Here is a 17,051-nt window from a genome sequence, read left to right on the forward strand (position 1 = left end):
GATTTTAGTTCTACCGAAAGAAACAAGAGTCCTTCCCCACAACTTGATGTGCAATCCGCTAACCGGTCAGGCCGTGTCGCGGAAGGTTAGATTAACCCGCTAATCTCGCGAAGCGCGAAGAAAGGTGAGCAATATGATGCAACAATATACGTCCAACTCCTACCTGTTCGGTGGGAACGCGCCGTACGTCGAAGAGCTGTACGAAGCGTACCTGAACAACCCCGGTTCCGTGCCAGACAACTGGCGCGCCTACTTCGACGCCATGCAGCACGTGCCGGCCGTCGACGGTTCCAACAAGCCTGACGTGGCCCATGCCTCCGTGATCGCCTCGTTCGCCGAGCGCGCCAAGGCCGGCCCGATCCGCACCGTGACCGCCTCGGGCGACCCCGAAATGGGCCGCAAGCGCGTCGCCGCCACCCAGCTGATCGCCGCTTACCGCTACCTGGGCTCGCGCTGGGCCAACCTGGACCCGCTGCAGCGCCAGGAACGTCCGATGATCCCCGAGCTGGACCCGAGCTTCTACGGCTTCACCGATGCGGACATGGACACCGTGTTCAACATCAGCAACACCTACTTCGGTCCTGAAACCGCGACCCTGCGCGACCTGACCAACTTCCTGCGCGACACCTACACCCGCTCCATCGGCGCGGAATACATGTACATCTCCGACCCGGCCGAAAAGCGCTGGCTGCAGGAGCGCCTGGAATCGATCCGCTCCACCCCCAATTTCACGGCCGAGAAAAAGCAGCACATCCTGGAACGCCTGACGGCGGCCGAAGGCCTGGAACGCTACCTGCACACCAAATACGTCGGCCAGAAGCGCTTCTCGCTCGAAGGCGGCGAAACCTTCATCGCCTCGATCGATGAAATCATCCAGCGCGCCGGCGAAAAAGGCGTGCAAGAGATCGTGATCGGCATGGCCCACCGTGGCCGCCTGAACGTGCTGGTCAACACCCTGGGCAAGAGCCCGAAAGAGCTGTTCGAAGAATTCGAAGGCAAGCATGGCGACGACCTGCCAGCCGGCGACGTGAAATACCACCAGGGCTTCTCGTCCGACATCTCCACCGTCGGCGGCCCGGTCCACCTGTCGCTGGCGTTCAACCCGTCGCACCTGGAAATCGTCAACCCTGTGGTTGAAGGTTCCGTCAAGGCCCGCATGGACCGCCGCGGCGACGCGCATGGCGCGCAAGTGCTGCCTATCCTGGTGCACGGCGATGCCGCCTTCGCCGGCCAGGGCGTGGTCATGGAAACCCTGAACCTGGCCCAGACCCGCGGCTACGGCACGGGCGGCACGGTGCACATCGTCATCAACAACCAGATCGGCTTCACCACCTCCGATCCGCGCGACTCCCGCTCCACCATCTACTGCTCGGACGTGGTCAAGATGATCGAAGCGCCCGTGCTGCACGTGAACGCGGACGATCCTGAAGCCGTGGTGCTGGCCTCGCAGATCGCGATGGACTACCGCCAGCAGTTCCAGAAGGATATCGTGGTCGATATCATCTGCTACCGCAAACTGGGCCACAACGAGCAGGACACGCCAGCACTGACCCAGCCGCTGATGTACAAGAAGATCGCCCAGCACCCAGGCACCCGCAAGCTGTACGCGGACAAGCTGGCCGCGCAAGGCGTGATCGCTGCCGACGGCGGCGACAAGATGGTGGCCGCCTATCGCGAAGCGATGGACGCCGGCAAGCACACCATCGATCCGGTGATCTCGAACTTCAAGAACAAGTTCGCCGTCGACTGGCTGCCGTTCCTGAACCGCAAGTGGACCGACTCGGCCGACACGGCCGTGCCGATGACGGAACTGAAGCGCCTGGCCGGCCGTATCACCACCGTGCCGGAAGGCTTCAAGGTGCACTCGCTGGTGGAAAAAGTGCTGGCTGACCGCGCCGCCATGGGCCGTGGTGAACTGAACCTGGACTGGGGCATGGGCGAACACCTGGCCTACGCCACGCTGGTATCGTCCGGCTACGCCGTGCGCCTGACCGGCCAGGACGCCGGCCGCGGCACCTTCGTGCACCGCCACGCCGTACTGCACGACCAGAACCGCGAGCGTTGGGACGCCGGCACCTACGTGCCGCTGCAGAACATCGCCGAAGGCCAGGCACCATTCACCGTGATCGACTCCGTGCTGTCGGAAGAAGCGGTGCTGGGCTTCGAATACGGCTACTCGACCGCTGAACCGAACACGCTGACGATCTGGGAAGCCCAGTTCGGCGACTTCGTCAACGGCGCGCAAGTGGTGATCGACCAGTTCATCAGCTCCGGCGAAGTGAAGTGGGGCCGCGCTTCGGGCCTGGTCATGATGCTGCCGCACGGTTACGAAGGCCAGGGGCCGGAGCACTCGTCGGCTCGCCCAGAACGCTTCCTGCAGCTGTGCGCTGACAACAACATGCAAGTGGTGCAGCCGACCACCGCGTCGCAGATCTTCCACGTGCTGCGCCGCCAGATGGTGCGCCAGTTCCGCAAGCCGCTGGTGATCCTGACGCCGAAATCGCTGCTGCGCAACAAGGACGCCGGCACCCCGCTGACCGAACTGTCCAAGGGCGCGTTCCAGACCGTGATCGGCGAGGTGGACGACAAGATCGACGCCAAGAAGGTCAAGCGCGTCATCGCTTGCTCGGGCAAGGTGTACTACGACCTGGTCAACGCCCGCAAGACGCGCGGCCAGACCGATACGGCCATCATCCGTATCGAGCAGCTGTATCCGTTCCCGCACAAGTCGTTCACGGCTGAACTGAAGAAGTTCCCGAACCTGGCCGAAGTGGTGTGGGCGCAGGACGAGCCGCAGAATCAGGGCCCATGGTTCCAGATTCAGCACAACATCTTCGAGAGCATGGAAGCGGGCCGGCGCCTGGCCTACGCCGGTCGTCCGGCCTCGGCTTCGCCGGCTGTCGGCTACTACGACAAGCACTACGCCCAGCAAAAAGACCTGCTGGAGACGGCGTTCTCGAAGCTCAAGGGCTTCATCCTGACCAAATAATCGCACACATTACTGACGGTGCGCCGCGCGGTCCGCAAGGGTGGCCAGCGCGGCGCCGCAACAACAAAATATACGGAGTTTCACATGGCACAAATCGAAGTCAAGGTTCCTCAACTGTCCGAGTCGGTCGCCGAAGCGACCATGCTGACCTGGCATAAGAAAGTCGGCGAGGCAGTGGCCCGCGACGAAAACCTGATCGATATCGAAACCGACAAAGTGGTGCTGGAACTGCCAGCTCCAGGCGCTGGCGTACTGGTACAGATCATCAAGGGCGACGGCAGCACCGTCGTCGCCGGCGAAGTGATCGCCATCATCGACACGGAAGGTTCGGCATCTGCTGCCGCCCCTGCTGCTGCCGCTGCACCTGCCGCCGCACCAGCCGCCGCCGCACCAGCCGCCGCCAACAAGGGCGACGTGGCCATGCCTGCCGCCGCCAAGATCCTGTCGGAAGCCAACCTGTCGGCCTCGCAAGTGACCGGCACCGGCAAAGACGGCCGCGTGACCAAGGGCGACGCCCTGGCCGCCGCTGCCAAGCCTGCCGCCGCTCCAGCCGTCGCACCGCTGGCCCCAGCCGCCGCCAAACCGGCCCTGCAACAAGTGGCCGTGGCCGCGCCTAACCTGGGCGACCGTCCGGAAGAGCGCGTGCCGATGAGCCGCCTGCGCGCCCGTATCGCCGAGCGCCTGGTGCAGTCGCAATCGACCAACGCCATCCTGACCACCTTCAACGAGGTGAACATGGCGCCCGTGATGGACCTGCGTAACAAGTACAAGGACAAGTTCGAGAAAGAGCACGGCGTCAAGCTGGGCTTCATGTCCTTCTTCGTCAAGGCCGCCGTGGCAGCCCTGAAGAAGTACCCGATCCTGAACGCTTCCGTGGACGGCAACGACATCGTCTACCACGGCTACTTCGACATCGGTATCGCCGTCGGTTCGCCACGCGGCCTGGTGGTGCCTATCCTGCGCAACGCGGACCAGATGTCGATCGCCGACATCGAGAAGAAGATCGGCGAATTCGGCGCCAAGGCCAAGGAAGGCAAGCTGACGCTGGACGACCTGACCGGCGGCACGTTCTCGATCTCGAACGGCGGCACCTTCGGCTCCATGCTGTCGACCCCGATCATCAACCCGCCACAATCGGCCATCCTGGGCGTGCACGCCACCAAGGATCGCGCCGTGGTTGAAAACGGCCAGATCGTGATCCGTCCAATGAACTACCTGGCGATGTCCTACGACCACCGTATCATCGACGGCCGCGAAGCCGTGCTGGGCCTGGTGGCCATGAAGGAAGCGCTGGAAGATCCAGCCCGCCTGCTGCTGGAACTGTAATTCACCGGCTGTACAGTCCATCCCCCGCGGCGCTGCTGCGGGGGACTTCGAAGGATAAGCCATGAACGTATCCGAAGAAATCAAACGCCTGCACGAGCTGCACCAGGCCGGCGCCTTGTCCGACGAGGAATTCGCCCAGGCCAAGGCCAGGCTGCTGAGCGGCAGTGCGCCGCCCGGGAGTGGTACCGACGTCGACCTGCCGGGCGAGCTCAATCGCCTGCGCCGTTCGCGCAGCGACCGCTGGCTCGGTGGCGTGTGCGGCGGCCTGGCCAAGGCGTCGGGCATGGAGTCGTGGGTGTGGCGCCTGATCTTTGCGCTGTTTACGATTTCGTTCGGATTCGGACTGGTGGTCTACCTACTGTTATGGATCTTCGTCCCGGACGAAGAGCTGATTGGGAATTGAGAAAATATGAGCACTAAACAATTTGACGTCGTCGTGATCGGCGCCGGTCCTGGCGGTTACATCGCCGCTATCCGCGCAGCGCAGCTGGGCTTCTCCGTGGCATGCGTGGACGCATGGGAAAACGCCAAGGGCGGCCCCGCTCCCGGCGGCACCTGCACCAACGTGGGCTGCATCCCGTCGAAGGCGCTGCTGCAATCGTCCGAGCACTACGAGCACGCTGGCCATGCCTTCAAGGAGCACGGCATCGACGTCGCCGGACTGTCGCTGAACCTGGGCCAGATGATCAAGCGCAAGGACACCGTCGTCAAGCAGAACAACGACGGCATCCTGTTCCTGTTCAAGAAGAACAAGGTCAGCTTCTTCCACGGCCGCGCCTCGTTCGGCGGCGCCGCCACGGCCGACGGCTATCCTATCGTCGTCTCGGCACCGGCCAACGAAACCATCAACGCCAAGCAGGTCATCATCGCCACCGGCTCCAACGCCCGCGAACTGCCAGGCGCACCGTTCGATGAAAAACTGATCCTGTCGAACACCGGCGCGCTGAACATCGACGCCGTACCGGCCAAGCTGGGCGTGATCGGCGCCGGCGTGATCGGCCTGGAAATGGGTTCCGTATGGCGCCGCCTGGGTTCCGAAGTGACCGTGCTGGAAGGCCTGCCCGTGTTCCTGGGCGCCGTCGACGAGCAGATCGCCAAGGAAGCGGGCAAGCTGTTCGCCAAGCAGGGTCTGTCCATCAACCTGGGCTGCAAGATCGGCAAGATCAGCACCGGCAAGAACAACGTCACCGTGGAATACGAAAACGCCAAGGGCGAAGCCCAGAGCGCCGTGTTCGACAAGCTGATCGTCTCGATCGGCCGTACCCCCAACACCAACGGCCTGGGCGCCGACAAGGTCGGCCTGCAACTGGACGAACGCGGCTTCGTGGCCGTGGACGGCGACTGCAAGACCAACCTGCCGGGCGTGTGGGCAGTGGGCGACGTGGTGCGCGGCCCGATGCTGGCGCACAAGGCGGAAGAAGAAGGCGTTGCCGTGGCCGAGCGTATCGCCGGCCAGCATGGCCACACCAACTTCAATACCATCCCCTGGGTGATCTACACCTCGCCGGAAATCGCGTGGGTGGGCAAGACCGAGCAGCAGCTGAAAGCCGAAGGCGTAGCCTACAAGGCCGGCACCTTCCCGTTCCTGGCCAACGGCCGCGCGCGCGCGCTGGGCGACACGTCGGGCATGGTCAAGTTCCTGGCTGACGCGACCACCGACGAAATCCTGGGCGTGCACATCATCGGCCCAATGGCCTCCGAACTGATTTCGGAAGCCGTGGTGGCGATGGAGTTCAAGGCATCGGCTGAAGACATCGCACGTATCTGCCATGCGCACCCATCGCTGTCGGAAGCGACCAAGGAAGCGGCGCTGGCCGTCGACAAGCGTACCCTGAACTTCTAAAGCAGTACGCGGCGGGCCCACGTTCGTCCTACGCGGTATCGGTAGGGCGGGCGCAGGCCCGCCGTTTTTTTTGCGCAGCCGTTGCACAACGAAGTGAATTCCATGAACGTCCAAGAGTTTTACCAGCACGCGCTGGAGCAGCGCGATTTCAAGGCCGACCCGGAGCAGCGCCGTGCCGTCGACCGCCTGCAACGTTGCTACGACGAGTGGGTGGCCTACAAGGGCCAGCGCTCGAACAGCCTGAAACGCCTGATCAACCGGCCCGACGTGCCGCGCGGCGTGTACATGTGGGGCGGGGTGGGGCGCGGCAAGTCCTTCCTGATGGACAGCTTCTACTCGGTGGTGCCGGTGGTGCGCAAGACCCGTTTGCACTTCCACGAATTCATGCGCGGCGTGCACCGCCAGCTCGACGAGCTGAAAGGCGTGGCCGACCCGCTCAACGAGGTGGCGCGCCGCGTCGCCAAGAAATACCGTTTGATCTGCTTCGACGAGTTCCACATCTCGGACGTGGCGGACGCCATGATCATGTACAACCTGTTGTCGGCCCTGTTCGACAACGGCGTGACCTTCATCATGACCTCCAATTACGACCCGCAGCTGCTGTACCCGGACGGCCTGCACCGCGACCGCATCCTGCCCACCATCCGCCTGCTGTACGACAAGCTGGACGTGATGAACATCGACGCCGGCATCGACTACCGCGGCCGCGCGCTGGAGCAGGTGCAGTCCTACTACACGCCGCTGGGCGCGGCCACCGACGAGGCGCTGCGCGAGGCGTATGCCAGCGTGGCCGAATCGGCCGACGAAGACCCCGTGGTGCGCATCGAGAACCGCGAAATCCGCGCGCTGCGCCGGGCCGGCACCACCATCTGGTTCGATTTTGCCACCCTGTGCGGCGGCCCCCGCTCGCAGAACGATTACCTGGAAATCGCCAGCCGCTTCCATACCGTGATATTGTCCGGGATTCCCATGATGTCGGCGGCCATGTCTTCCGAGGCGCGCCGCTTCACCTGGCTGATCGATGTGTTCTACGATCAGAAGGTCAAGCTGCTGATGTCGGCCGAGGTGGAGCCGGAAGAGCTGTACACGACCGGCACGCTGGCCAACGAGTTTCACCGCACCGTCTCGCGCATCGTCGAGATGCAGTCGCGCGACTACATGGACAAGGAACAGCGCGGCGCGGCTGACGCGCTGGCGTAACGTGCAACCGGAATCGAACATGACACCATCCACCCACCTGAAGCTGGCGCTGTTGATGCCTGTGCTGGGCCTGGCCCTGCTGGCGCCGGCCCGGGCCCAGACCATAGGCCAGGCGCCGCAAGGCGCGCCGCGCGTGCCGGTCACCCATTCGGTCGAGCAGGCCGACGCCACGCTGGCGCAGGTGGCGCGCGACCGCGCCGCTGTGCATGCGCGCTACGCGCAGGACGAGCAAGTCTGCTACGGCAAGTTCTTCGTCAACCGCTGCCTGGACCAGGCGCGCGAAAAGCGGCGCGCGGCGCTGGCCGAATTGCGCGCGGTGGAAGTGGAGGCCAGCCACTTCAAGCGCCAGGACTCGGTTGACAAGCGCGACGCCGAGCTGGCAGAGCGTGCCCGCAAGGACGCCGAGGAGCAGGCCGCGCGGGCCGCCCAGCCGCGCCCGGCCAAGACCCCGGCGGCGGCCGACGACAAACCAGTGGCCGCGCCCAAGGCCGGCCCCACGCTGGCCGAGCGTCAGGCCGAGCACGATGCGCGCGAGCAGCGCCGGCAGGCTGAGGAAGCGGCTGGCGCCGCCCGGCGCGCCGCCAACGTGGCCGCCTATGAGCGCAAGCAGCAGGAGTCGGCCGAGCGCAAGGCGGCCATCGCGAAGAAGAAGCAGGAAGCGGGCGCCAAGCGCGCCGCGCGCGAGGAAGCCGAGCGCAAGAAGGCCGAGGCGGCAGCGGCGGCCGCCGCGTCCGCCCTCAAGCAGTAAAAACCACCGCCGGTTTTAGACGGCCCGCTTCAGGCGCTGCACGGTGTAGCTGGGTTTTTCCTTGGGCGGCGCGACCAGCTTGATGATGGCCATCGAGCAGTTGTCGCCCTTGCCGGCGGCCCGTTCGATGGCCTTGTTGATCAGCATTTCGGATGCCTGGCGCGGCGTGTTGCGCGCCAGCGCGGCGGCCAGTTCCAGGTCGGTGAAGTATTGCCACAGGCCGTCCGAACACAGCAGGAAGGCGTCGCCGGCCTGCAAGTGTTCATGCCGGCCCACGGTGACGAACGGCGGCTTGAGGCTGTTGCCCAGCACGTTGCTGAGCAGCTTGGAGTTGCGGTGTTTCTTGGCCGCTTCCAGCGGCAGCTCGTCGTTGGTGACCAGGTAGTCCACATAGGCTGCGTCGTTGCTGCGCGCGGCGCAACTCTGGCCGGCGAAGCGGTACAGGCGCGAATCGCCCACATGGGCCCACACGGCCTGGCGCTGCGGCGTGAGCGCCAGCAGCACCAGCGTGCATTGCGGCTCGCTGCTGGCGGCGATGGGATTCATCTTGATGACTTCGTGCGCCTCCTGCGCGATGCTGCGCAGCAGCTCTTCCAGCCGTTCCAGGTTGGGCGTGTCGCCGACGCGGTATTCATCGAACAGGTGCTTGCTGGTCAGCAGCACCTGCTCGGACGCGATGGCGCCGCCGCTCACGCCGTCGGCCAGCACGGCCAGCACGTAGCCGGGCGCCTGGGCGGCCGTGTACAGGGCCACCCGGTCATTTTGCTGGGGCCGGTTACCGATATGTTGGGCCGTGCCGGCTTCGATTTTATACGCGCTCATATCTCACACTGTATCCCGGCTGGGTTAGCCGTGGCGTTCGCCACATCAATTCTGTTGGCGGCTGGGCTCGCGTAGATTAAACTATGCACCGTTACACGGTTTTGTGGCAAGCATGGTTGTTGGCTAAGCGAAACTATTTGGATTGTATGCGTATCTGTCCGGAACGCACGGAACAATTTGTAACAGAAAACCTCACCATGACTGATGCACAAGAAATACAGCGCCGCCTGATAGAACTTGACGTGGAGCACCGTGACCTGGACGCGGTGATTGAAATGCTGACGCGCGATGGCCACCATGACCAGTTGCAACTGCGTCGCCTGAAGAAGCGCAAGCTGCAGTTGAAAGACTATATCACATTGCTGAAAATGCAATTAGTTCCGGACGTGCCGGCCTGACGCCAGGCGTCCGCACGCCACCACGAAGCTTATTTTGACCGAACCCCAGTTACCACCGGCCGCCGAGCCAGCCGCGTCCGGCGCGCCCGCCGCCCCCGCGCTTTCCGCCGCGCTTTCCTCCACCGCCGCCGTCCCCCACGTGCCTGGCCGCCATGACGCCGAGATCGAACGGCTGTTCGGCGCCGGCGGCCCGCTGGGGCCGGCCGTGGGCAGCTACCGTCCGCGCCGCTCGCAGACGGAAATGGCCAAGGCCGTGGCGCAAGCGATCGCCGAGCAGCAAACCCTGATCGCCGAAGCGGGCACGGGCACCGGCAAGACCTTCGCCTACCTGGTGCCGGCCTTGCTGTGGGGCGGCAAGACCATCGTCTCCACCGGCACCAAGAACTTGCAAGACCAGCTGTTCCTGCGCGATATCCCCACCGTGCGCGCCGCACTGCAAGCGCCCGTGTCGGTGGCGCTGCTCAAGGGCCGCTCCAATTACGTGTGCCACTACCACCTGGAACGCACGTTGCAGAACGGACGCATGACCTCGCGCGACGACGTGGGCCATCTGCGCGAAATCTCGCGTTTCCTCAAGATGACCAGTTCCGGCGACAAGGCCGAGCTGGCGCGCGTGCCCGAGAACGCCCTGATCTGGAACCTGGTCACGTCCACGCGCGAGAACTGCATGGGCGCCGAGTGCCAGTACTACCAGGACTGCTTCGTGATGAAGGCGCGCAAGGAAGCCCAGCAGGCCGACGTGGTGGTGGTCAACCACCACCTGTTCTTTGCCGACGTGGCGCTCAAGGACACGGGCGTGGCCGAGCTGCTGCCATCGGCCAACACCATCATTTTCGACGAGGCGCACCAGCTGCCCGACACGGCCACGCTGTTCTTCGGCGACACCTTCTCCACTTCGCAAGTGCTGGAACTGTGCCGCGACGTGCTGGCCGAGGGCCTGGCCCACGCGCGCGACGGCGCCGACTGGGGCAAGGTGGTAACCGTGGTGGAAAAGGCCGCGCGCGACTTGCGCCTGACCTTCCCGCAGGACATCGTGCGCCTGTCGCTGCCGCAAATCGCACCCTCGAGCGACTTTTTCCCGGCCCTGCAAACCCTCAAGGACGAGCTCGAAGGCCTGAATGCCGTGCTGGAAACCCAGGCCATCCGCGCCGAGACGCTGGAACAATGCCGCGTGCGCGGCATCGAATTGGCCCAGCAACTGGCCGCGTGGAAGTACGATCCCAAGGCCAAGGTGGAGAAGGGCGAGGAAGCCGTGTTCTGGGTCGAGGCCTACACCATGTCGCTGCAGCTGCACAAGACGCCGCTGTCGATCGCGCCCATCTTCAACGGCCAGCGCGAAGGCGTGCCGCGCAGCTGGATTTTTACTTCGGCCACGCTGGCCGTGAAGAACGACTTCAGCCACTTCGCCAACCAGATGGGGCTGACGGGCGAGCTGTCGATGTCCTGGCCCAGCCCGTTCAACTACGAGCAGCAAGGCATCCTGTATGTGCCACAAGGCTTGCCGGACCCGAATTCCATCGGCTACATCGACGCCGTGCTCGACAAGGCCTTGCCCGTGATCGAGGCGGCCGGCGGCAAGACCTTCCTGCTGTGCACCACGCTGCGCGCCGTCAAGCGCGCCGCCGAGCGCCTGCGCGACGAGTTCGCCAGGCGCAACCTGCCGTTCCCCCTGTTCGTGCAGGGCGACAAGGGCCGCACGGAATTGCTGGACCAGTTCCGCAAGGCCGGCAACGGCGTGCTGATCGGCAGCCAGAGTTTCTGGGAAGGCGTGGACGTGCGCGGTGACGCGCTGTCGCTGGTGATCATCGATAAGCTGCCGTTCGCGCCGCCCGACGATCCCGTGCTGGCGGCCCGTATCGAAGTGATGGAAAAGCAGGGCATGAACGGCTTCATGCACCACACCCTGCCCGAAGCGATCATCAACCTCAAGCAGGGCGCCGGCCGCTTGATCCGCGATGAAGGCGACCGCGGCGTGCTGATGCTGTGTGATCCGCGCGTGATCTCCAAGCCGTATGGCCGCCGCATCTGGCAAAGCCTGCCCTCGTTCAAGCGCACGCGCGAGCAGGACGACGTGGTGGCCTTCTTCCGCGACAAGTCAGAAAATTAAGGCTGGGAAAAATCAGGGACGGACCCCGATTTTTCCTTTTGGAAAAATCGGGGTCCGTCCCTGATTTTTCCCGCCCTTAATTTTTGGGTGCTTACGCTTGCGGCAGGATCACCACCTTGCCCGTCACCAGTCGCGCGGCCATGTCGTTCAGGGCCGAGGCCGTGTCGGCAAGCGGGTAGCGGGCCGAGATGTGGGGCGCGATCTTGCCTTCCTTGAGCCAGCCCAGCAATTGCCCCATGGCCGCCAGGTTGGCCTTCGGTTCGCGCTTGACGAATTCGCCCCAGAACACGCCCACCAGCGACGCGCCTTTCAGCAGCGCCAGGTTCAGCGGCAGGCGCGGAATCTCGCCATTGGCAAAGCCCACCACCAGGTAGCGCCCGCGCCAGGCGATGCTGCGGAACGCCGGTTCGGCGTACACGCCACCGACCGGGTCGTAGATCACGTCGGGTCCCTTGCCCTCCGTGGCGGCCTTGACGGCGTCGCGCCAGTCGTCGTCGCTGTAGTTGACCAGCACGTCGGCGCCATGCGCCTTGCACACTTCCAGCTTGGCCTCGGTGGACGCGGCCGCGATCACGCGCGCGCCCAGCGCCTTGCCGATCTCGATGGCGGCCAGTCCCACGCCGCCAGCCGCGCCCAGCACCAGCATGGTTTCGCCCGCCTTCAGGCCGGCCCGGTCCACCACCGCATGATGCGAGGTGCCGTAGGTGAGGGTGATGGCGGCCGCCGTGTCAAAGTCCATGCCGGCCGGCATCGGCATCAGCGCCTGCACCGGCACGGCCAGTTGCTGGGCGAAGCCGCCCTGGCCCGTGAACGCGATCACGCGGTCGCCCACCCGGTAGCCTTGCACGTCCTCGGCCACGGCGCGCACCACGCCGGCCACTTCACTGCCGGGCGTGAACGGCAGTGCCGGCTTGACCTGGTATTTACCCTGGATGATGAGCACGTCGGGAAAGTTGACGCCGGCCGCCATCACGTCCAGCACCACCTGGCCGGGGCCCGGTTGCAAGTCAGGTAATTCCTCCAGGGCGAGCGTGTCGGGCAGTCCCCATGCCTTGCAGACGATGGCTTTCATTATTGTGCGTTCCTCGTTAGTGGGTGGAAATTAAAAATAGTACGACCGTTAGATTTTTTATTATGCCTGAAATGCGCCGCTGTCGTGCACGTCAGTGCGTGTTTGCGCGCGCGCAAAGTGCGGGGCGGGGGCGGCGTTAGAGTAGGTTAGCGTGAGGCTGCTTGGGAGAAGAAACGGAGGGGATGTGATGACGATCCGCTACGGCTGTTTCTTTAGCTACGCGCATGGCCAACATGCGTACATGGCCAAGTTCAAGAATGACCTGGTCGAGGCGCTCAAGTGCTATCTGGAACCGCATTTCGACACGGAAAAGGAACTGTTCGTCGATAGCGAGCAACTGGGCGGTGGCGACGACATCGACCAGCGCATCGCGCGCGCCATGTGCGAGAGCGTGTGCATGATCGTGATCTACACGCCCAAGTACGAGGCGCACGCCTACACCCGGCGCGAATTCGCCGCCATGCAGTTGATCGAGGCCGAGCGCCGCCTGTGGTATCCGCTGCCCAGCCACCTGACCATTCCCGTGATCATGACGCGCCACCCCTTGAACCTGCCGCCGCAGATCACGGAGCCGGGCATGTATGTCGATTTTTCCCGCTACACCCTGGCCAGCACCGACCTCAAGACCAACCCGGACTTCCTGCCCGACATAGAAAGAATCGTCCAGCGGATCGCCGCCCATTACCACTACCTGAAACGCTGCATGCCGCCCGAGCATGATTGCGGCCGCTTCGTGCTGCCCGATATTCCGCCGGAATGGCGCGCCATTCCGCCACCCCACTTTCCACGCTAAAGGTTCGTCATGGAACTCTCCTCCCTGTCCCTGCCGCCATTGACGGCGCCCGGCGAAGTCGTGACCTTCTATTCCTACAAGGGAGGCACGGGGCGCACGCTGGCCTTGTCCAACCTGGCCGTGCTGCTGGCCGGGCAACGCCATGCCGGCACTCCCGTGCTGATGGTGGACTGGGACCTGGAGGCACCCAGCCTGCACCATTATTTCCCCTGCCTGGAGCCGGGGCCCGGTGTGCTGGAGTTGTTCGAGGCCTGCCGCGACCAGTTGCAGCGGCGCGCCATGCCGGGTAGGGACGAGGTGACCTTGGCCCATGATGTGCTGCAAGCGGTCGGCTGGGAACAATACGTATGCCGGGTCGACCAGTCCCGTCCCCTGTACCTGATGCGGGCCGGGAACTTCGACGACACCTACGCGGAGCGCCTGGCCGCCTTGCGCTGGGACGCGCTGTTCGAGCGCTGTCCGCCCCTGTTCCGCTGCTTTGCCGACATGCTGACCCGCCATTTCCGCCACGTGCTGGTGGATGCGCGCACGGGCCGCGCCGACAGCGCCGGCATCTGCACCACGCTGCTGCCGCGCAAGCTGGTGGTGGTGTTCACGCCGGACCGGCAAAACCTGGACGGCGTGCAGACGGTGCTGGCGCGGGCCGCCGCCTACCGCCGCAGCCACGAGGACGAGCAGCGGCCATTGTTGATCTATCCGCTGCCGGCCCGCGTGGAGATGGCCGACAGCGCCCAGCGCGCCCAATGGCGGCGCGGCGACGCGCAACTGGGCATCGCCGGCTACCAGCCCGTGTTCGAGCGCTTGCTGGGCGATTGCTACGGCTTGTCCGAGCTGAGCCTGGAAAGCTATTTCGACGAAGTACAGTTGCAGCAGGGCCGCGGTTTCGCATACGGCGAACAACTGGCCGTGCGGCTGGAGCAAGGCGGCGACCGTTTTTCGCTGACGCGCACCTTCACCACCTTGCTGGACTGGCTAGACGGCGACTATTTCCCGTGGCAATCGAAAAGCGAGATCGCGCTGCTGGCCGCCATCAGCACCGCCCGCCGCGACATGGAGCAGGGCGGGCGAGGCCAGGCCTTGCCGCTGGCTGGCCAGTTGCGCCGCCTTGGCGAACTGTACCGGGTGGAAGGACGGCTGGCCCAGGCCCTGTCCTGTTTCGAGGAAAGCCTGGCCTTGCGCCAGCGCAGCCTGGGCGAAGACCATGCCGATACCTTGGCCAGCAAGGCCAGCCTGGCCGTGCTGCTGCGCCAGCAGGGCCAGCTCGACGATGCCCGCTTCCTGCAGGAATGCATCGTGGACGCCAGCGCCGCCGCGCACGGTCGCGATCATCCGGCCACGCTGGCGGCCCAGTCCCAGCTGGCCGCCACGCTGGCCTTGCAAGGGCAGGGCGCCGACGCGCTGGCCTTGCAGGACGGCGTGCTGGGCAGCTACCAGCGCCTGCTGGGCCCGCATCATGCGCTGACGCTGGACAGCCAGGCGGCGCGCGCCGACATGCTGGGCCAGCGCGGCGACTACGGCCTCGCGCGCGACGTGCAGGAGCAGGTGCTGGCCGCCCGCATGCGCTTGCTGGGCGCAGAACATGGCGACACCTTGCGCGCCAAGGCGGCCCTGGCCGCCACCCTGGTCCAGCTCGATGAACTGGACACGGCCCGCTGCCTGGCCCAATGCGTGTTGCGGGCCCGCCTGCGCCAGCAAGGGCCGGACCATGCGGAGACGCGCCTGGCGCGGGCACGGCTGGCCGACATCCAGCGGCGGCTGGGCGAGCCGGAGCTGCCGGATCTGTACCGGGAGGCTGGCACGCCGGAGGAGGGCGGCGCCGACCCGGTGCTGGCGCTCGGCGGCCTCGACGCGACGCTGCTGGGCGCGCGCGAACCGGCGGCCGACCCTTACCGGCACGACATCCTGCTCACGCTCGATAGCTTGCTGGCCGAACCGCGCGGCACGCCGCGCTAGCGCCGGCGCCGGTGGCGGATCAAGTGGTGGATCGGACGGCGCCGGTGGCCGGCCAGGGCCGCGAAATTTATCTGCGCCCGGCAGCCCGGCCATGCGCAGTACGGCCATTGCTTCAGGTAAAATCGTCGTATGAGAATCCTGATCAGTAATGACGACGGCTACCTGGCGCCCGGCATCAACGCCCTGGCCGAGGCGCTGGCACCCATCGCCGATATTGTGGTGGTGGCGCCCGACAGCAACCGTTCCGGCGCCTCCAACTCGCTGTCGCTGGACCGGCCGCTGTCCGTCCAGCGCGCGGCCAACGGTTTCTATTTTGTCAATGGCACGCCGACCGATTGCGTGCACGTGGCGCTGACGGGCATGCTCGATTACCGGCCCGACCTGGTGGTGTCGGGCATCAACAATGGCCCCAACATGGGCGACGACACGCTGTACTCCGGCACGGTGGCGGCCGCCACCGAAGGCTATCTGTTCGGCATCCCGTCGATCGCGTTTTCCCAGGGCTCCTACGGCTGGGAACACGTGGAGGACGCGGCCCGCCATGCGCGCGACATCATCGTGCGCTACGGCGCCACCCTGCCCAGTCCCTACCTGCTCAACGTCAACATCCCGAACCAGCCCTACGAGGCCCTGACCAAGGTGGTGGCCACGCGGCTGGGACGGCGCCACCAGGCCGAGCCGGTGATCAAGGCGCACGATCCGCGTGGCAAGGAAATTTTCTGGATCGGCCCGCCCGGCGCCACCCGCGACGCCGGCCCGGGCACGGATTTCCATGCCTGCGCCCAAGGCTGGACGTCGATGACGCCGCTGCAGATCGACCTCACCCACAAGAGCCAGCTCGATCTGCTGGCATCGGGCCTGGCATGAACGACAAGCCCCGCACTTTCCCCTTGCCGCTGTCCTCGGTGGTCGATGCGGGCGGCAAGAAGCCGGTCGTGCGGGGACCCGTGGCCACGCCGCAAACGGCGACCCAGAATGCGGCGCAAAGCGCGGCCCAGCACGCCAGCCGGGGCGGCGCGCCCGCCCAGTCGCTATACCAGGCTGGCCGCGCCGTCGCCTCGCCATCGAAGTCGCACCGCGAGGCGCTGGAGCGGGCCGTGCAGGCTGCCGCGCCCGCGCCGCGCCAGAATCCGCTGGTGTCCGACGCCGTGCGGCGCGCCATGGTGGAACGGGTGGCCAGGCAGGGGGTGCAGGATGGCGTGGTGCTGGCCGCGCTCGATACCGTGCCGCGCCACCTGTTCATGGAAGAGGGCCTGGCGGCCCAGGCCTACATCGACGCCTCGCTGCCGATCGGCCACCACCAGACCATTTCCCAGCCCTACATCGTGGCGCGCATGATCGAGGTGATGCGCAACGGTGGCGAACTCAAGCGCGTGCTCGAAATCGGCACCGGTTGCGGCTACCAGGCGGCCGTGCTGGCCTGCGTGGCGCGCGAGGTGTGGTCGATCGAGCGCATCAAGCCGCTGCACGAGCTGGCCAAGGCCAATTTGCGGCCGCTGCGCGTGCCGAACCTGCGTTTGCACTATGGAGATGGTATGCTAGGCTTGCCGCAAGCTGCCCCGTTTGACGGTATCATTCTGGCCGCGGCGGGCCTGGAAGTGCCGCGCGCATTGCTGGAACAGCTGGCCATCGGCGGCCGGCTGGTGGCGCCCGTGGGCGCCCGCGCCCAGCACCTGGAGCTGATCACACGCACGGCCAAGGCCGAGTGGGTCAGCACCACGCTGGAAGATTGCCATTTCGTGCCGCTGCGCCCAGGCACTGTATAAGCAAGTAAGACCGGCGCCGCGCCACCCACCGGAT

Annotated in this window: 14 protein-coding genes; 12 read left to right on the top strand and 2 right to left on the bottom strand. The window is 65.5% G+C overall.

Translation table 11 applies throughout. The features are described from left to right. Positions 1–133 precede the first annotated feature (133 nt). The 6 genes from H3H36_RS22635 (at position 134) to H3H36_RS22660 (ending at position 8,106) form a co-directional block, all read left to right on the top strand. Positions 134–2,989, top strand: a complete 2,856-nt coding sequence (locus tag H3H36_RS22635; RefSeq protein WP_182220335.1) for a 2-oxoglutarate dehydrogenase E1 component — start codon at positions 134–136, stop codon at positions 2,987–2,989. 84 nt (positions 2,990–3,073) lie between these two features. Next, a complete protein-coding gene (gene odhB / locus H3H36_RS22640) occupies positions 3,074–4,315 on the top strand; it encodes a 2-oxoglutarate dehydrogenase complex dihydrolipoyllysine-residue succinyltransferase (protein ID WP_182220336.1) in 1,242 nt (413 codons plus the stop codon). A gap of 61 nt (positions 4,316–4,376) precedes the next feature. Further along, positions 4,377–4,718, top strand: a complete 342-nt coding sequence (locus tag H3H36_RS22645) for a PspC domain-containing protein (RefSeq protein WP_182220337.1) — start codon at positions 4,377–4,379, stop codon at positions 4,716–4,718. A gap of 6 nt (positions 4,719–4,724) precedes the next feature. Beyond that, entirely contained in the window at positions 4,725–6,158 is a 1,434-nt protein-coding gene (gene lpdA, locus H3H36_RS22650) for a dihydrolipoyl dehydrogenase (protein WP_182220338.1), read from the top strand. A 102-nt stretch (positions 6,159–6,260) separates the two neighbouring features. Beyond that, a complete protein-coding gene (gene zapE, locus H3H36_RS22655) occupies positions 6,261–7,358 on the top strand; it encodes a cell division protein ZapE (RefSeq protein WP_182220339.1) in 1,098 nt (365 codons plus the stop codon). A 19-nt stretch (positions 7,359–7,377) separates the two neighbouring features. Next, complete coding sequence (locus H3H36_RS22660; protein ID WP_182220340.1) at positions 7,378–8,106, top strand: hypothetical protein; 729 nt, start codon at positions 7,378–7,380, stop codon at positions 8,104–8,106. Between the two features lie 15 nt (positions 8,107–8,121). Here H3H36_RS22660 and H3H36_RS22665 read toward each other — a convergent pair whose 3' ends face one another. Next, positions 8,122–8,928 carry a PP2C family protein-serine/threonine phosphatase gene (locus tag H3H36_RS22665; RefSeq protein WP_182220341.1) on the bottom strand — a complete coding sequence of 269 codons (807 nt, stop codon included), beginning with the start codon at positions 8,926–8,928 and terminating at the stop codon, positions 8,122–8,124. Positions 8,929–9,125: 197 nt separating this feature from the next. Between H3H36_RS22665 and H3H36_RS22670 the strand changes: the two genes are divergently transcribed. Together H3H36_RS22670 and yoaA are read left to right on the top strand one after the other, a co-directional pair. After that, on the top strand, positions 9,126–9,326 hold the full coding sequence (locus tag H3H36_RS22670) for a YdcH family protein (RefSeq protein ID WP_182155475.1): 201 nt from the start codon (positions 9,126–9,128) through the stop codon (positions 9,324–9,326). Between the two features lie 139 nt (positions 9,327–9,465). Continuing rightward, complete coding sequence (gene yoaA, locus H3H36_RS22675) at positions 9,466–11,433, top strand: DNA repair helicase YoaA (protein WP_182220373.1); 1,968 nt, start codon at positions 9,466–9,468, stop codon at positions 11,431–11,433. A gap of 91 nt (positions 11,434–11,524) precedes the next feature. On the opposite strand, the gene H3H36_RS22680 is transcribed toward yoaA, so the two are convergent. Then, on the bottom strand, positions 11,525–12,505 hold the full coding sequence (locus H3H36_RS22680; protein ID WP_182220342.1) for an NADPH:quinone oxidoreductase family protein: 981 nt from the start codon (positions 12,503–12,505) through the stop codon (positions 11,525–11,527). A gap of 187 nt (positions 12,506–12,692) precedes the next feature. Between H3H36_RS22680 and H3H36_RS22685 the strand changes: the two genes are divergently transcribed. The 4 genes from H3H36_RS22685 (at position 12,693) to H3H36_RS22700 (ending at position 17,017) form a co-directional block, all read left to right on the top strand. Beyond that, a complete protein-coding gene (locus H3H36_RS22685; RefSeq protein ID WP_182220343.1) occupies positions 12,693–13,298 on the top strand; it encodes a toll/interleukin-1 receptor domain-containing protein in 606 nt (201 codons plus the stop codon). Between the two features lie 9 nt (positions 13,299–13,307). Then, positions 13,308–15,251 (top strand): KGGVGR-motif variant AAA ATPase, encoded by a 1,944-nt coding sequence (locus H3H36_RS22690; RefSeq protein WP_182220344.1) that lies wholly within the window; start codon positions 13,308–13,310, stop codon positions 15,249–15,251. Positions 15,252–15,380: 129 nt separating this feature from the next. Next, on the top strand, positions 15,381–16,118 hold the full coding sequence (gene surE / locus H3H36_RS22695; protein WP_182220345.1) for a 5'/3'-nucleotidase SurE: 738 nt from the start codon (positions 15,381–15,383) through the stop codon (positions 16,116–16,118). Next, positions 16,115–17,017, top strand: a complete 903-nt coding sequence (locus H3H36_RS22700) for a protein-L-isoaspartate(D-aspartate) O-methyltransferase (protein WP_182220346.1) — start codon at positions 16,115–16,117, stop codon at positions 17,015–17,017. The genes surE and H3H36_RS22700 overlap by 4 nt, the downstream gene beginning before the upstream one ends. The last annotated feature ends 34 nt before the right edge of the window (positions 17,018–17,051 follow it).

It is taken from the genome of Rugamonas fusca (assembly GCF_014042365.1).
GTDB classification, from domain to species: domain Bacteria; phylum Pseudomonadota; class Gammaproteobacteria; order Burkholderiales; family Burkholderiaceae_D; genus Rugamonas; species Rugamonas fusca.

Excerpts from the sequence above, each read along its gene's own strand:
- H3H36_RS22635 (WP_182220335.1), top strand. The coding sequence starts at position 134 with ATGATGCAACAATATACGTCCAACTCCTACCTGTTCGGTGGGAACGCG.
- H3H36_RS22690 (WP_182220344.1), top strand. The coding sequence starts at position 13,308 with ATGGAACTCTCCTCCCTGTCCCTGCCGCCATTGACGGCGCCCGGCGAA.
- odhB (WP_182220336.1), top strand. The coding sequence starts at position 3,074 with ATGGCACAAATCGAAGTCAAGGTTCCTCAACTGTCCGAGTCGGTCGCC.
- lpdA (WP_182220338.1), top strand. The coding sequence starts at position 4,725 with ATGAGCACTAAACAATTTGACGTCGTCGTGATCGGCGCCGGTCCTGGC.
- H3H36_RS22700 (WP_182220346.1), top strand. The coding sequence starts at position 16,115 with ATGAACGACAAGCCCCGCACTTTCCCCTTGCCGCTGTCCTCGGTGGTC.
- H3H36_RS22665 (WP_182220341.1), bottom strand. The coding sequence starts at position 8,928 with ATGAGCGCGTATAAAATCGAAGCCGGCACGGCCCAACATATCGGTAAC.
- H3H36_RS22645 (WP_182220337.1), top strand. The coding sequence starts at position 4,377 with ATGAACGTATCCGAAGAAATCAAACGCCTGCACGAGCTGCACCAGGCC.
- zapE (WP_182220339.1), top strand. The coding sequence starts at position 6,261 with ATGAACGTCCAAGAGTTTTACCAGCACGCGCTGGAGCAGCGCGATTTC.
- H3H36_RS22660 (WP_182220340.1), top strand. The coding sequence starts at position 7,378 with ATGACACCATCCACCCACCTGAAGCTGGCGCTGTTGATGCCTGTGCTG.
- surE (WP_182220345.1), top strand. The coding sequence starts at position 15,381 with ATGAGAATCCTGATCAGTAATGACGACGGCTACCTGGCGCCCGGCATC.
- H3H36_RS22685 (WP_182220343.1), top strand. The coding sequence starts at position 12,693 with ATGACGATCCGCTACGGCTGTTTCTTTAGCTACGCGCATGGCCAACAT.
- H3H36_RS22670 (WP_182155475.1), top strand. The coding sequence starts at position 9,126 with ATGACTGATGCACAAGAAATACAGCGCCGCCTGATAGAACTTGACGTG.
- H3H36_RS22680 (WP_182220342.1), bottom strand. The coding sequence starts at position 12,505 with ATGAAAGCCATCGTCTGCAAGGCATGGGGACTGCCCGACACGCTCGCC.